Genomic DNA, 15,515 nt, shown 5'->3' on the forward strand with positions numbered 1-15,515 from the left:
GCAGTGGGCCGCCCGATGATGCATCCGTCTTTGGGGGCAGCGTCCTCTCAAGTATAAACGGCAGCGAAACTTTCGTGGTGATCGGACAAAAAAACAGCATAAATAAACGGACCCATGAGGCACGGGCGGAAGCGAAGCCAAATCGCGTATAGACTGGAAGAAACAGTCACTGAACAGGGAGGGTCATTTTGCATCTGGATATCAACGCATTAATTACGCAGTACGGTTATCTGGCACTTTTTATTGGCTGTATCGCCGAGGGGGAAACATTTACGTTGCTGGGCGGCGTCGCCGCGCATGAGGGGCTGCTGCATTACGTGGGAGTGGTGCTGGCCGCGATGGGTGGCGGTATTGTCGGCGATCAACTGCTCTACTGGGTCGGTCGCCGCTGGGGCACGCAGATCCTGCGCCGCTTTAAAAAGCATCAGGATAAAGTGGTCAAGGCGAACCGCCTGATTAAACGCCGTCCCAGCCTGTTTGTGATTGGCGTGCGCTTTATGTATGGCTTTCGACTGATTGGCCCAATCATCATTGGGGCCAGCCGCCTCAATCCGATGAAGTTTTTTATTCTTAACGTCATCGGGGCGGCCATCTGGGCGCTGATCTTTGTCACGCTGGGCTATTTCGCGGGCGGCATCATCGCGCCGTGGCTGCATAAACTCGACCAGCATCTGAAGCATCTGCTGTGGCTGGTCGGCGCAGTGGTATTCGCCTTTGCGCTGCGCTGGGTGATCCGCCGCTGGCACAACCGTCGTGCCGACCAGGAATAAATGAACCACGGATTCGCCAGCAGACGCCACCGGCTATAAGAGAGAGCTGACCGGTGGCACAGGTCGCCGAAGCTGAGCAGCGCCTGGCGACCCTGCTGGCGATTTCCCATGTCTCACCCGCCCTCCCCCCTTCCCTGCCTCATTCAACCGTACGTTAACCATCTGTGCCCAAACGAAGCCGCATCAGATGGCTCAGCTATAGTTAGGATGGACACTGACAGGGAGATGAGGATGAGTAAGGTAAAACGTAAGATTGAAGACCATGGCGTGATCGGAGATTTGCGCACCTGCGCACTGGTCGCGAATGATGGCACCATTGATTATCTCTGCTGGCCGGAACTCGACAGCCCGTCGGTCTTTGCCGCCCTGCTCGACAGCGATGATGCCGGGCTTTTCTCCCTGGCCCCGGACTGGCCCAATGCGCGACGTCAGCAGCTCTACCTGCCCGATACCAACATCCTGCAGACCCGCTGGCTGGATGATGAAGGCGTAGCGGAGATCACCGACTACATGCCGATTTGTGATGACAAGGACAAGCTGCCGCGTCTGATCCGGCGGGTCAAAATGGTACGCGGCAGCGCGACCTTTAGCCTGCGCTGTTCACCGCGTCACGACTACGCCCGGGCGCAGACCCGCGCAGAGGCGCACAACGGCTGTATCGATTTTCATGCCGAAGGCCAGCCGTCGTTGCGTCTCGCCGCCAGCGTGGTGATGACGCTGGAGGATGAGAGCGCGACCGCCCTCTTCACGTTACAACCCGGTGAACATGCGCAGTTTGAATTTGGCAGCGTGGATGATGCGCATATCGAAGCGCTGACCACCGAACACTGCTTTGAAGAGACGCTGAACTACTGGCGACGCTGGAGCGCCCACAGTAACTATCAGGGACGCTGGCGCGAAATGGTGCAGCGTTCGGCGCTGGTCCTCAAACTGCTGACCTCACATCAGCACGGCTCTATTGCGGCGGCGGCAACCTTTGGCCTGCCCGAAGAGCTGGGCGGCGAACGCAACTGGGACTATCGCGCCTCCTGGATCCGTGACGCCTCGTTCAGCATGTATGCCCTGATGCGGCTGGGCTACATCGATGAAGCCAAACACTTTACCCACTGGGTTGGTCGCTGCGTTGAAAACAGCCATCACGATGAGATGCGCCTGCAGGTCATGTACCGGCTGGACAGCGGCACCGAACTGCACGAGATGGAGCTGCTGAATCTCTCCGGCTATGCCGACTCCCGTCCGGTGCGCATCGGCAATGACGCCTGGCAGCAGACCCAGCTCGACATCTATGGCGAGCTGATGGATGCGGTCTATCTGGCCAATAAATATGGTGAGGCGATCTCCCAGCGCGGCTGGGAACATGTCGTCAAAATGATCGACTGGCTGTGTGAGAACTGGGATCAGCCCGATGCCGGTATCTGGGAGATGCGCGGTGAACCGGAACATTTCCTGCACTCGCGTCTGATGTGCTGGGTGGCGATGGATCGCGCGCTGCGTCTGGGCATGAAGCGATCGCTGCCGATGCCTTATGAACGCTGGGATCGGGCGCGCCGGGAGATCCGCGAAGATATCTGGGCTAACTTCTGGAACAGTGAGAAGGGTCACTTCTCTTCGACCCGTCATGGCGAACATCTCGACGCCTCAATGCTGCTGATGCCGCTGGTGCGTTTTGTGGGAGCCACCGACCCGGACTGGATTGCCACGCTGGATGCGATCAAAACCAACCTGGTCAGCGACGGTATGGTGCGCCGTTACAATACGCATGAGACGCCCGCCGATGGCCTGAAAGGCTCAGAAGGGTCGTTCGGAGCCTGCTCCTTCTGGTATGTCGAGTGTCTGGCGCGCGCGGGCCGGATTCAGGAAGCGCATTTTGAATTTGAAAAGTTGCTGAGCTACGCCAATCCACTGGGCCTCTACGCGGAGGAGTTTGACAGCCACGGCCATGCGCTGGGCAACACGCCGCAGGCGCTGACCCATCTGGCGTTAATCAGTGCCGCCTTTTTCCTGAACCGCAAACTCAGCGGCGAACAAACGCAGTGGCAACCTTAGTCAGGGATAACCCCGGAAAGCCCCATTTTTAGCGCCCTGCTTTCCGGAAATGCGCTAACATCCGCGGTGAATTTACGTAAAGTATTGCAGGCAGGTTAAAATCCCGATTCACAACGTCAGATTAATGAACATATAATGCGCAGCAGGTCACAGTGGCCAGCATGAATTCGACACACTGAACAGCCTGAAATATGGCGATAAAGAATTGTAAAATATGAAAATCATTCGCGCTTTCGCTTCAATCGCACTGGCTCTGGCGGCCTTCAGCCAGTCAGCCTTTGCTGTGGTTTACCCGTTACCGCCGGCCAACAGCCGTCTGATCGGCGAAAATATCGAAATTACTGTCCCTGAAGACAGCAAACTGCCGCTGGAAGCTTTTGCGGCGCAGTACCAGATGGGCCTCAGCAATATGCTGGAAGCCAATCCGGGCGTTGACGTTTATCTGCCTAAGGCTGGCAGCAAAATGATCATCCCACAGCAGCTGATCCTGCCGGACGCACCGCGTGAAGGCATTGTGATTAACAGCGCTGAGATGCGTCTTTACTACTATCCGAAAGGCAGCAAAACCGTGGTGGTGTTGCCTATTGGTATCGGTGAGCTGGGTAAAGATACCCCGATTAACTGGACCACAGCGGTAGAACGTAAAAAAGATGGCCCGACCTGGACGCCAACCAAAGGCATGCATGCGGATTACGCGGCGCGCGGTGAAACCCTGCCAGCGGTCTTCCCGCCAGGCCCGGATAACCCGATGGGCCTGTATGCGCTCTATATCGGTCGCCTCTATGCGATTCACGGCACCAACGCCAACTTCGGTATCGGCCTGCGCGTGAGCCATGGTTGTGTGCGTCTGCGCGCTGACGATATCAAATGGCTGTATCAGAACGTGCCGGTCGGTACGCGCGTACAGTTCGTTGATCAGCCGGTAAAAGCGACCGTGGAGCCAGACGGTTCACGGTATGTAGAAGTGCATAACCCGCTGTCGACCACCGAAGAGCAGTTCAACTCGCGTGAGCTGGTGCCGATTACGCTGAATCAGGCGGTGAGCAAAGTTCTGGTTGATGCCAGCGTCAATCAGGATCAGGTTAATGGCGCGATTCAGGGCCGTACCGGTATGCCAGTAAAAGTGAACGGCGTGGAGAACAACATCCAGACTGCGCCAGTTCCGATGCCGGAAAACCCGCAGGCTGTGCCACAGGAAGAGCCAATGACGCCAGTCACCCCTCAGGGTGCAAACAGTGATGCCGCGCAGCCACAGCAGCCGGCCACTGAGCCAGCCGCACCGGCCGCTCCGGTAACACCAGCAGCCCCTGCAGCCGCGGCCAATACCAGCTCGTAATTGCCGCCCTGCTTTCAGAAGCCAGCGCCTGTCGCTGGCTTTTTTATTGCCTGCGTTTCCGCGTTTTTCCCCGCACTCCGCTCAGAATGCCCCGTCCGACGATCATTAATCTGTCATATAAAGCGCGTATCACACTGCGTTGACCCGGTGCAAATCAGCATCCGGCATCAGCCACCAGAGGTACACCATGAGCGAAAACAGTCTCTCCTCCTCATCAGCCCGAGGTCGCCCCGATTTCAACGGCAAAAATAGCCGTTTCAGTAAACCGCTGTTCTTTATTCTGCTGGTTGCCGGACTGGCGTTCGCCGGTCTCAATCTGGTCAGCGATGTTGAAGAGACCAATATGCCGGTCACCAGCTATCTGCCGTTCTTTCTGCTGGGGCTGGCACTGCTGATTGCGCTCGGCTTTGAGTTCGTGAATGGCTTTCACGATACCGCCAATGCCGTGGCGACCGTGATCTACACCCATTCGCTGACGCCCGGCGTCGCGGTGGTCTGGTCCGGTTTCTGTAACTTTCTGGGTGTGCTGCTCTCCAGCGGCGTGGTGGCGTTTGGCATTATCTCACTGCTGCCGGTGGAGTTGATCCTGCAGGCCAGCAGCGGCAGCGGGTTTGCCATGGTCTATGCGCTGCTCTTCTCAGCGATTATCTGGAACCTGGGCACCTGGTATTTAGGGCTGCCGTCGTCGTCGTCCCATACGCTGATCGGCTCGATCATCGGCGTCGGCGTTGCCAATGCGATGCTGCACGGACGCAGCGGTCTGAGCGGGGTTGACTGGGATCAGGCACTGAAGGTCGGCTATGCACTGCTGCTGTCGCCGGTGGTCGGCTTTGTCTGCGCCGGGCTGCTGCTGTGGGTGATGAAACTGTTTATCCGCAATCGCCAGCTTTATCAGGCGCCAGAAAGCAATCAGCCGCCACCGGTCTGGATCCGCGGCCTGCTGATCCTGACCTGTACCGGCGTGTCGTTTGCGCACGGCTCTAACGATGGTCAGAAAGGAATGGGGCTGATTATGCTGATCCTGGTGGGCACCATGCCGATCGCCTACGCCCTGAATCGATCGCTGCCACCCGATCAGATCCCGCGCGTCGCGGCGCTGAACGAAGTGACCGCCCATCAGCTACTGCAACTGCAACCCGCGTCAGCCAATCCTCCACCGGCCCGTGAGGTACTGACCGGCTTTGTTGGCAGCAACAGCATGAATCCCGACGTGCTGCCCGCGCTGGCGATGACGCTGCGCGAAGTCGGCGATGAGATTCGTCGTTACGGTTCAATGGAAAACATTCCAGCTCAGGCGGTGACCAATACCCGCAACCAGATGTATCTGGCGTCAGAATCGATCAAGCATCTGCAGAGCGCCGAGGTCAGACTGCCGCAGGAGACGGAACGCAATCTCAAGGCAGTGAAAACGGAACTCGACAGCGCCACCCGTTTTATTCCGATGTGGGTGAAAGTGGTGGTGGCGATTGCGCTGGGACTGGGCACCATGGTCGGCTGGCGCCGGATTGTGGTCACAGTGGGAGAACGAATCGGTAAAACCCATCTGAGCTATGCTCAGGGCGCCAGCGCCGAACTGGTGGCGATGATGACCATTGGCGCGGCAGACGGTTTCGGTTTACCGGTTTCCACCACTCACGTGCTCTCATCCGGCGTAGCGGGCACTATGGCGGCGAACCGTTCCGGCTTGCAGCTCTCGACGCTGCGTAACCTGGCCGTCGCCTGGATTTTAACGCTGCCGGTATCTATTCTGCTCTCTGCCCTGCTCTACTGGGCGTTCAGCCATTTTTAACGGTCTGCGGCTTATCGTCATTCAGGCGATAAGCCGCTGCTGCCAGTAAAGCCGCAGGGTAATCAGCAGCGCTCCCAGCACCATCAACGCCGCCGCCAGATAGACTGACTGCATCCCCCAGTGTCCGATAAGCAATCCCGCCACCGGGCCGGTTAAACCCAGGCCCAGATCGAGAAAAGCGGAATAGGTGCCCAGCGCAGAGCCCTGATCCTGGCGCTCAACCCGTTTAACCGCCTCAACGCCCAGTGCCGGAAAGACCAGCGAAAATCCGCTGCCGGTAAGGAATGCGCCCGCCCCTACCAGCCAGGCGCTGTCCGCCTGCCAGATAATCAGCAGTCCCAGACATTCCAGCAGGAATGAGAAGAGCGACACGCGCAGCCCGCCGAAACGGGTAATAAAGCGACCAAACCCCAGACGCACCAGCACAAAACCCAGGCTGAACAGCGTCAGCGCATAGGCCGCGCCCTGCCAGTCACGGCTGGCAAAATAGAGGGTGATAAAGGTGGCGATAACGCCAAAACCGATGGTGCCGAAGCCCAGCGCCAGGCCATAAAGCCAGACGCGCGAAAAGACGCGGTGAAACGGAATGCGCTCGCCCACACTGACCGTCACCGCCGGTTTGCGACTGGCCATCAGATAGCCCGCCACGCCCATCAGCGCAATCAGCCCGGCAAATCCACTCATACCAAATTCACTGTTCAGCAGCACACCCAGCGGTGCACCGACGGCCATTGCCAGATAGGTCGCAACACCGTTCCAGGAGATCACGCGCGCGGTCTGCATCGGCCCGACGATGTTCATACCCCACAGGGTAGAGCCGGTGCTGCTGAAGCTTTCACCTACGCCGAGAAACAGCCGCCCGATGGCCAGCAGCGCCAGACTCAGCCACGGCCAGCCGCTCAGCAGTGCGGCTACGATAGTCAGCACCCCGCTCATGCCGCAGCAGAGCAGTCCCAGCATCACCACCCGCTTTGGCCCAAGGCGATCGGCCAGACGGCCCGACTGCGGACGGCTGAGCAGCGTCGCAAAATATTGAATGCTGATAATCAGTCCGGCGATAAAGGAGCTGAAGCCAAGTTGATTTTTGACGAAGCCTGGCAGCACGGCCAGCGGCAGGCCGACAGAGAGATAGCAGAAGAAAGTGAAGATAATAACGGAGAGGATTCGTTTGTTGAGCTGGCTGTTGCTCAACACAGCGGAGTCAGACATAGCAGGCAAGGGGTCCAGGAAATTTTTCCCACTATACCGTCAGGCCGCTAAGGGGTCGCCTGATTTTTTATCACAAACCATGAACATGCGCGTGACGATCGATCGCCTGTGCAATGTCGCCCGACGATTTTAACGCACGGATTTCGCTGAATAAGCCATCGGCTTCGCCATAGGCTTTGCGCAGATAACCGAGCCACTGTTTGATACGCGCCACGTGGTAGAGGCCGGTATCGCCCTGCTTTTCCAGCCGGCTGTATTTCTGTAATAACCGCACCACATCAGGCCAGGCCATCGGCGGCTCGTTATATTTCACTACCCGGCTCAGGTTGGGGATGTTCAGTGCGCCACGGCCAATCATCACCGCATCGCAGCCGGTTACCGCCATACAGTGTTGCGCGCTTTGCCAGTCCCATATTTCGCCATTGGCAATCACCGGAATGCGCAGCCGCTGACGAATATCGCCAATCGCCTGCCAGTTGATCGCCTCTGCGCGATAGCCCTCTTCTTTGGTCCGCCCATGCACCACCAGTTCGCTGGCACCGGACTGTTGCACCGCATCGGCAATCTCCAGACTGCGGGCGCTGGAGTCCCAGCCGAGCCGCACTTTCACCGTCACCGGCAAATCTGCAGGCACCGCTTCACGCATCGCTTTCGCGCCGCGATAGATCAGATCGGGATCTTTAAGAAGAGTTGCGCCGCCTCCGCTGCCGTTGACCAGTTTAGAAGGACAACCACAGTTGAGATCCACACCCCATGAGCCCAGTTCCACCGCACGTGCGGCGTTCTCGGCTAACCATTCGGGATGCTGCCCCAGCAGCTGCATACGCACCCGCGTGCCGGAAGGCGTGCGGCTGGCGTTATGCAGTTCGGGGCAGAGACGGTAGAAAGATTTTACCGGCAGCAGTTGATCGACCACGCGCAAAAACTCAGTAATGCAGAGATCGTAGTCGTTCACTTCCGATAACAGCTGGCGCACCAGTGAATCCAGCACGCCCTCCATCGGTGCCAGTAAAACCCTCATACTCAGACGTTTCCGGTACGCTTCGCTGCTGTCGGACGACGCGGACGGGCTGCGGGCCTATCGCCCTGAGGAGCGGCCTGGCTCTGACGACGCGCCTGAGGACGCTTTTCGCCGGATGAAGATGAGCGCGATGCGCCTGCACCCTGTCCGCCCTGGCTGCGACCACGGCCGCCGCCACCGCCACCTGCACCGCCGCGAGACTGCTGCTGACGACCGTTGATGATCGGCTCCGCTTTGATGCTCGGATCGGGTTCATAACCCTCAACGGCCAGACGCGGGATTTCACGCTTCAGCAGACGTTCGATATCACGCAGCAGTTTATGCTCATCGACGCAAACCAGCGACAGTGCGACACCGGTCGCAGCTGCACGGCCGGTACGGCCAATACGGTGAACGTAATCTTCGGCGACGTTAGGCAGCTCGTAGTTCACGACGTGTGGCAGCTCTTCGATATCCAGGCCACGGGCCGCGATATCGGTGGCAACCAGGACGCGAATACCGCCTGATTTGAAGTCGGCCAGCGCGCGGGTACGTGCTCCCTGGCTTTTGTTGCCGTGGATCGCGGCGGCGGAGATGCCATCTTTGCCCAGCTGCTCGGCAAGGTGGTTCGCGCCGTGTTTGGTCCGGGTGAAGACCAGCACCTGCTGCCAGTTGCCTTCGCCAATCAGCTGAGACAACAATTCACGCTTACGCTTCTTATCAACGAAAGCCACCTGCTGCGCGACCTGCTCGGAGGCGGTGTTGCGGCGAGCCACTTCAATCATTTCCGGGTTGGTCAGCAGCTTTTCAGCCAGGCCTTTGATCTCATCAGAGAAGGTGGCAGAGAACAGCAGGTTCTGACGTTTAGCTGGCAGACGCGCCAGTACGCGACGGATGTCGTGGATAAAGCCCATATCCAGCATACGGTCCGCTTCATCCAGCACCAGAATTTCGACCTGTGACAGGTCAACCGCATTCTGTTGTGCCAGATCCAGCAGGCGTCCAGGCGTTGCCACCAGGATATCGACGCCGCCACGCAGTTTTACCATCTGTGGATTGATGCTGACGCCACCAAACACCACCATGGAACGCAGCGAGAGATATTTGCTGTAGTCGCTGACGTTTTCGCCAACCTGCGCCGCGAGTTCACGGGTTGGGGTCAGGATCAGGGCGCGCACCGGGCGACGACCGCGGATGGGCGTAGCAGTGGCAGAGAGTTTTTGTAACATCGGTAAGGTAAAGCCGGCTGTTTTGCCGGTGCCGGTCTGGGCACTCGCCAGCAGATCGCGGCCTGCCAGCACAACAGGAATCGCCTGGCGCTGGATAGGTGTGGGTTCGCTGTAGCCTTGTTCGGCGACCGCGCGCAAAATATCGGCACTCAGGCCGAGAGAGTCAAAAGACATTAAGTGATTTACTCCGGTCCGCTCTGACCGTGATTCACGGTGTAGTTTTCAGAGGGATAGTGACGCCAGCCAGGGCTGACGCGTGAAAAGGGCGCAAACTACGATGCGTAAGCGGGCGAGTGTAACAGCTTTAAGAGCAGTGTGCGAGATAGCTCACATTTCCTGACACAACTTAACCGCCTGAAAACAGGAAGGCCACCTTCCGGTGGCCTTCAACTTAACTACGTTTGTTTTCGATTCGTCGCGGTGGCTCTTTCGCCAGCAGCGAGACCAGCGCCGGACCCAGCAACATCACTACCCCGAGACACGCCAGCAGCAGGTTGTTGTGGTAAATCCGCGACACCAGGAACAGTGTCATCATGGCGGCGCCAAAGTAGTAAGTGGTGGTCGCTTCTTCAAGATAATCGCCGAGAGTACGTAAACGGGCAATGCGCTGTGTCACCAGCATGGCAACAAAAACCAGTGCGTACATCGCCACCAGCGTGCTGCAGACATCAACCAGCGCTTTGTGTTTCCAGCCCCAGATCAGTGCAGCGATCACCAGCAGATGCATAGCAATATGCAACAACGTCTGACCCGTGATGATTTGAATACGATTAGACCATTTCATTCAGTTCTCCTGGCAGACCCAACAGGTCGCCCAAGTGCTACCGGCACAAGCCGGAAACGATTTCCTCAATGTAAAACAATTTTCGGATAACGCCCTAATTTTCGTCCTCTTTCACCACCCATTTGTGACAAAGACTACACTTTGATTCTATTGATGATGAAAAGGAGTGCGTCGCGAGTATGCCACAAAACAAGCAAGGATTTTCAATAAAAGTCCTGACGATCAATACACACAAGGGTTTCGCCCCTTTCAATCGCCGCTTCATCCTGCCCGAATTACGCGACGCCGTTCGCGCAACGGAGGCGGATGTGGTCTTTCTGCAGGAGGTGATGGGCACGCATGCCATCCACTCCCTTAACCATGAGGAGTGGCCCGAGTCTCCTCATTATGAGTTTCTGGCCGACACCATATGGAACGATTTCGCCTATGGGCGTAATGCGGTCTATCCGGAGGGGCATCACGGCAATGCGGTGCTGTCTCGCTTCCCGATCGCCGACTATGAGAATCGGGATATCTCGGTGGCGGGCAGTGAAAACCGCGGCATGCTGCACTGCCAGATCGCCCTGCCCGAGCCGCACGGCACGCTGCATGTCATCTGTGTTCATCTGGGCCTGAAAGAGGCGCATCGTCACGCGCAGATGAAGAAAATATGTGAAATGGTTAACTCACTGCCGCCCGACGCGCCGGTGGTGGTGGCGGGCGATTTCAACGACTGGCAGCGACGCGCTAACTCCATTCTGAAACATGGCGCAGGCCTGAAAGAGGTATTCAGCATGAAAACCGGACGCCCGGCGCGCACCTTCCCGGCGCGCTTCCCGATCCTGCGGCTTGACCGCATCTATGTCCGCAACGCCACCGTCAGTCATCCGTGGGCGCTGCCGCGCAAGCCCTGGTCCCATCTTTCCGACCATGCGCCGCTGGCGGTGGAGATTCACCTATGAATTTTAGCTGGCAGGAAGGCAACCGGCTGCTGTTGCTGGAAAATGGCGAAGCGTTTTTCCCGCGGGTCTTTGGCGCGATCCAGCGGGCGGAACGTACGGTATTAATCGAAACCTTTATTCTGTTTGAGGATGACGTGGGCAACGCCCTGCACCGCGAACTGCTGGCGGCAGCCCAGCGCGGCGTGCGGGTCGAAGTGATGGTCGATGGTTATGGCTCTGCCGAACTCTCCGACAAATTTGTTAACAGCCTGACCAGCGCTGGCGTGCGTTTCATCTATTACGATCCGCGTCCGCTGGTGATGGGGATGCGCACCAACGTTTTCCGCCGCCTGCACCGCAAAACCGTGGTGGTGGATGACGTGGTAGCCTTTGTGGGCGGCATTAACTTCTCGGCCGAGCACAACACCGATTATGGCCCGGAAGCGAAACAGGATTATGCGGTGCAGGTCAAAGGCCCGGTGGTGGGTGACATCGCCCGCTATCTGCAACAGGCGATTGGCAGCGAACAGAATACCCGCCGCTGGTGGGGATCGCGCTCTCATCGTCCGGCGGTCAACGCCACGCCCGGCGATGCTCAGGTGCTCTATGTTTATCGCGATAACGACGAGCATCGCGACGACATCGAAGTCCACTACCTGGAGATGCTGCGCGAGGCGAAGCGGGATGTGATTATCGCCAATGCCTACTTCTTCCCCGGCTACCGGCTGCTGCGTGAGATGCGCAACGCCGCGCAGCGTGGCGTCCGGGTACGACTGATTGTGCAGGGCGAACCAGATATGCCGATTGTGAAAGTGGGCGCGGAGCTGCTCTACAACTATCTGGTCGATGGCGGCGTTGAAGTTTACGAATATATCCGTCGCCCGCTGCACGGCAAGATCGCGGTAAAAGACGACTACTGGGCCACCGTCGGCTCCAGCAATCTCGATCCGCTCAGCCTGTCACTTAACCTTGAAGCCAATCTGATCATCCACGACAGACCGTTTAACCAGACGCTGCGTGATAACCTGGAAGCGCTGCTGGCCAACGATTGCCAGCGCGTGCAGGAAGATCGCTTACCGCCGCGCAACTGGTGGCAACTGAGTAAAAGCGTGGTGGTATTCCACTTCCTGCGCCATTTCCCGGCCATCGCTGGCTGGCTGCCGGCGCATACGCCGCTGCTGGCCCAGGTGGGTGAGCCGGTACAGCCTGAAATGGAGACGCAGGATCGCGTTGAAACTGATAACCCGGGAGCAAAATCCTGATGGCAAAAAAACATCCACGCTGGCAACTGGCGAAAAAAATCCTCACCGTACTCTTTTTCATCGCGGTGGTGGTTCTGCTGGTGGTCTATGCCCGCAAAGTGAACTGGGAAGATGTTTATGACGTCATCGTTAACTACAACCGCTTTGTGGTACTGACCGCTGCCGGACTGGTGGTGCTGAGTTACCTGGTGTATGGCTGCTATGACCTGATTGGACGCGCCTACTGCGGTCATAAGCTGGCGAAGCGGCAGGTGATGCTGGTGTCGTTTATCTGTTACGCCTTCAACCTGACGCTGAGCACCTGGGTGGGTGGCGTCGCGATGCGCTACCGGCTCTATTCACGGTTAGGGCTGGATAGCGGCACCATTACCCGCATCTTCTCTCTGAGCATCGCCACTAACTGGCTGGGTTATATTCTGCTGGCGGGCGTGGTATTCAGTGCGGGCATGGTCTCGATCCCCAGCGGCTGGTTTATTGGTGAAACCACCCTGCGGCTGATTGGTGGCGCTCTGCTGGTGCTGGTGGTGGTCTACCTCTGGGCCTGTGCCTTCTCAAAGCAGCGTCGCTGGACGGTAAAAGGCCAGACGCTGCAACTGCCCTCGCTGCGCATGGCGCTGCTGCAGTTTGCGGTTTCCTGTGCCAACTGGATGGTGATGGGGGCGATTATCTGGCTGCTGCTGGGCCGAGACGTCGGTTATCCGATGGTGCTGGGCGTGCTGCTGATCAGCAGTATTGCCGGGGTAATCATTCATATTCCGGCGGGCATTGGCGTACTGGAAGCGGTCTTCCTGGCATTACTCAGCGGTCAGCACGCCTCGCATGGCACTATCATTGCGGCGCTGCTGGCTTATCGCGTGCTCTACTTTATCCTGCCGCTGCTGTTAGCGCTGGTGCTCTATCTGGGGCTGGAGAGTCGGGCGAAGCATCTGCGTCAAAAGAACGAGCAGAAGTTGCAGAAGTCGTAATAAAAAAGGGGAGGCGCAGACAGTGCGCCTCCCCCGCTACTCCCTCAGGCTTAACGGCGGTTGCCGAAAATCCGCAGCAGCATCAGGAACAGGTTAATGAAGTCGAGATACAGCGTCAGTGCGCCCATAATCGAGTAGCGACGCAGGTTTTCCGTATCGCGGGCATCGATCTGCTCACCGATATTTTTCAGCTTCTGCGTGTCATAGGCCGTTAACCCCACAAATACCACCACCCCGATGTAGGTAATCGCCCACATCAGCGCCGGGCTTTTCAGCCAGAAGTTCACCAGCGATGCCAGCACGATGCCAATCAGCGCCATAAACAGCAGGCTGCCAAAACGGCTGAGATCGCGTTTGGTGGTATAGCCGTAGAAGCTCATCGCGCCAAACATACCCGCCGTGATAAAGAAGGTGCTGGCGATCGAGGAGTTAGTGTAAACCAGGAAGATACTCGCCATGGTCAGGCCGGTCAGCGCCGAATAGAGCATAAACAGCCCGGTTGCCACGGCCCCGCTCAGGCGATGCACCATGCCTGACAGGAAGAAGACCAGCCCCAGCTGCACGATAATCAGTCCGAAGAAGGTGATGCGGTTAGCAAAAACCAGCTCCATGATCGCTGGCGTGCGCGCAGCGTACCAGGAGACAAACGCCGTCAGTAACAGACCGCAGGTCATCCAGCCATAAACCTGCGCCATATAGGCTTGTAAACCGCGAGATGCGGATTGAACGATGGAATCATTTCGTGGATATCGGTCCATGATGCACCTCTTGTTAAACGGATTAGGACCGGCTCCACACAGGGAACCGGATGAATAACCTGGTCTGGCAGGCATACGTTGTTTCTGTTTCAGCCCGTTGGGCCAGCGACAGCGCGACACAAACGCCACGGGCCCATACGGCCTTATGAGGATGCGCACAGTTCAGGGCCAGGATAACAATAAAAGTCGCCCGGAACTGGCTCTAAGTGTGGCACAGCTCAGCTCAACTGCGCCACAACATGCCGCTTAACGTCGCGACAGGCACTGCTGATAACGGCTGTCGACACGCTGCGCAAACCACGCCGTGGTGAGATTACGGGTAATTTTCGGGCTTTCCAGCTTGATGCCCGGCAGCATTTCACGCGGTAACTTTCTACCCGCCATTTTATCCGCCAGGGTAAAGACCTGTTTCCAGAGTTCGCTGTCGCTGAACGACGCTTTCTCTCCTTTCTCCAGATCGCGGCGAATGTCGCTGTTGCTCATATCGATCTGCTTCGACAGCGTGCGCACCGCCAGTTCGGTGCCGCCCGCCGCATCCGATCCATAAAGAATCAGATCGCCATCCAGCGCCAGCTTCATGCCGGTGGCGCGCGACACCGCCGCCTGGAAGGCCGCATTGCGGCTGGCATACCAGCCCGCATTGTAGTCGGCAAAGCGGTAGAGCGGCTGGCTGTAGTCAGCCGGATAGCCGAGCAGGTGCATCGTCCCGAAGTAGATCCCGCCATGACGGGTAAAGACTTCACGCCGGATGGTGCCATCGATCGGCCACGGGTAGCCTTTGGCATGCGCTTCGGCAAACGCAATGCTGACCTGCATCGGCCCGCCGGTGTGGATTGGATTGAGATTACCAAACAGCGTCTGGCCCATCGGCACCATATCGATCAGGTCATCGAAAATAGCGCTCAGCTCTTTCTCACTGCGCACTTTGTCCAGCCGGGCGGCGTAGCTTTCACCGGTGGGCGATTTGATCTGCAGCGCGGTACGCACCAGGAATGCCGGAACGTGCACCTGCGCCGCACGGCGATTGATCTCGCCCCAGGCGATTTTTGGCAGACCCGGCACGGCGGCCTCGGCGCTGAAGTTGCTCTCCTGATCCGCCACGGCGATCACCGCGCAGAGGTTGCTGGCGCTGGGATCGATCTGCTGAGTGCGGAAGGTGGTGTAGATATCGTCGCTCCATGCCGCTTTATTGCTGACGTGCGAGGGCAACAGCCGCTGGATCTGCGCTTTGACATCTTCAGGCTGCCGCACCGGCGCCTCAGGAGTTTTCTTGCTGCTACAACCTGCCAGCACCAGTGCGGCGACCAGTGTCAGACGTTGCAGAATCGGGGTGGATGACATGCCTGTCCTCAGAATGAACCAAAGCTCTACTCTACCATTGCCAGAGTTTCACAGGCAGGCGAGAACTGAACTAAGGTTATCTTTTTTACCGTTAAAGGAACTTACG

At 57.9% G+C, this 15,515-nt stretch carries 13 protein-coding genes; 7 read left to right on the plus strand and 6 right to left on the minus strand.

Annotated features, from left to right (window positions below; translation table 11 throughout):
• Positions 1-188 precede the first annotated feature (188 nt).
• The 4 genes from OK409_RS08605 (at position 189) to OK409_RS08620 (ending at position 5,941) form a co-directional block, all read left to right on the plus strand.
• Complete coding sequence (locus tag OK409_RS08605; RefSeq protein ID WP_010260294.1) at positions 189-770, plus strand: DedA family protein; 582 nt, start codon at positions 189-191, stop codon at positions 768-770.
• Between the two features lie 231 nt (positions 771-1,001).
• The gene (locus tag OK409_RS08610; RefSeq protein WP_264366980.1) at positions 1,002-2,816 is read left to right on the plus strand and encodes a glycoside hydrolase family 15 protein; all 1,815 of its coding nucleotides are present in this window, start codon (positions 1,002-1,004) and stop codon (positions 2,814-2,816) included.
• Positions 2,817-3,030: 214 nt separating this feature from the next.
• A complete protein-coding gene (locus tag OK409_RS08615; RefSeq protein WP_060679792.1) occupies positions 3,031-4,152 on the plus strand; it encodes a L,D-transpeptidase family protein in 1,122 nt (373 codons plus the stop codon).
• A 187-nt stretch (positions 4,153-4,339) separates the two neighbouring features.
• Positions 4,340-5,941 carry an inorganic phosphate transporter gene (locus tag OK409_RS08620; protein WP_060679790.1) on the plus strand — a complete coding sequence of 534 codons (1,602 nt, stop codon included), beginning with the start codon at positions 4,340-4,342 and terminating at the stop codon, positions 5,939-5,941.
• Positions 5,942-5,962: 21 nt separating this feature from the next.
• On the opposite strand, the gene OK409_RS08625 is transcribed toward OK409_RS08620, so the two are convergent.
• The 4 genes from OK409_RS08625 to OK409_RS08640 all read right to left on the minus strand — a co-directional run bounded on the left by OK409_RS08625 (position 5,963) and on the right by OK409_RS08640 (position 10,163).
• Positions 5,963-7,150, minus strand: coding sequence for an MFS transporter (locus OK409_RS08625; RefSeq protein ID WP_031594398.1), 1,188 nt, complete (start codon positions 7,148-7,150; stop codon positions 5,963-5,965).
• A 70-nt stretch (positions 7,151-7,220) separates the two neighbouring features.
• A complete protein-coding gene (gene dusC, locus OK409_RS08630; RefSeq protein ID WP_264366981.1) occupies positions 7,221-8,171 on the minus strand; it encodes a tRNA dihydrouridine(16) synthase DusC in 951 nt (316 codons plus the stop codon).
• A 2-nt stretch (positions 8,172-8,173) separates the two neighbouring features.
• Positions 8,174-9,553, minus strand: coding sequence for an ATP-dependent RNA helicase RhlE (gene rhlE, locus OK409_RS08635; RefSeq protein WP_264366982.1), 1,380 nt, complete (start codon positions 9,551-9,553; stop codon positions 8,174-8,176).
• A 217-nt stretch (positions 9,554-9,770) separates the two neighbouring features.
• Positions 9,771-10,163, minus strand: coding sequence for a YbhQ family protein (locus OK409_RS08640; RefSeq protein ID WP_031594396.1), 393 nt, complete (start codon positions 10,161-10,163; stop codon positions 9,771-9,773).
• A 179-nt stretch (positions 10,164-10,342) separates the two neighbouring features.
• On the opposite strand from OK409_RS08640, the gene OK409_RS08645 reads away from it, so the two are divergent.
• Genes OK409_RS08645 through OK409_RS08655 form a run of 3 tightly spaced genes read left to right on the plus strand, consistent with a single transcriptional unit; the run spans position 10,343 to position 13,310 of the window.
• On the plus strand, positions 10,343-11,104 hold the full coding sequence (locus OK409_RS08645) for an endonuclease/exonuclease/phosphatase family protein (protein ID WP_031594395.1): 762 nt from the start codon (positions 10,343-10,345) through the stop codon (positions 11,102-11,104).
• Complete coding sequence (clsB, locus tag OK409_RS08650; RefSeq protein ID WP_010260263.1) at positions 11,101-12,345, plus strand: cardiolipin synthase ClsB; 1,245 nt, start codon at positions 11,101-11,103, stop codon at positions 12,343-12,345. The genes OK409_RS08645 and clsB overlap by 4 nt, the downstream gene beginning before the upstream one ends.
• Positions 12,345-13,310 carry a lysylphosphatidylglycerol synthase domain-containing protein gene (locus OK409_RS08655; protein ID WP_264366983.1) on the plus strand — a complete coding sequence of 322 codons (966 nt, stop codon included), beginning with the start codon at positions 12,345-12,347 and terminating at the stop codon, positions 13,308-13,310. The genes clsB and OK409_RS08655 overlap by 1 nt, the downstream gene beginning before the upstream one ends.
• A 50-nt stretch (positions 13,311-13,360) precedes the next feature.
• Here OK409_RS08655 and OK409_RS08660 read toward each other — a convergent pair whose 3' ends face one another.
• Entirely contained in the window at positions 13,361-14,068 is a 708-nt protein-coding gene (locus OK409_RS08660) for a Bax inhibitor-1 family protein (protein ID WP_010260256.1), read from the minus strand.
• Positions 14,069-14,314: 246 nt separating this feature from the next.
• On the minus strand, positions 14,315-15,409 hold the full coding sequence (locus OK409_RS08665; protein ID WP_010669679.1) for a DUF1615 domain-containing protein: 1,095 nt from the start codon (positions 15,407-15,409) through the stop codon (positions 14,315-14,317).
• Positions 15,410-15,515: the final 106 nt, after the last annotated feature.

The organism is Pantoea sp. RG18, from assembly GCF_025910075.1.
GTDB classification, from domain to species: Bacteria; Pseudomonadota; Gammaproteobacteria; order Enterobacterales; family Enterobacteriaceae; genus Pantoea; species Pantoea agglomerans.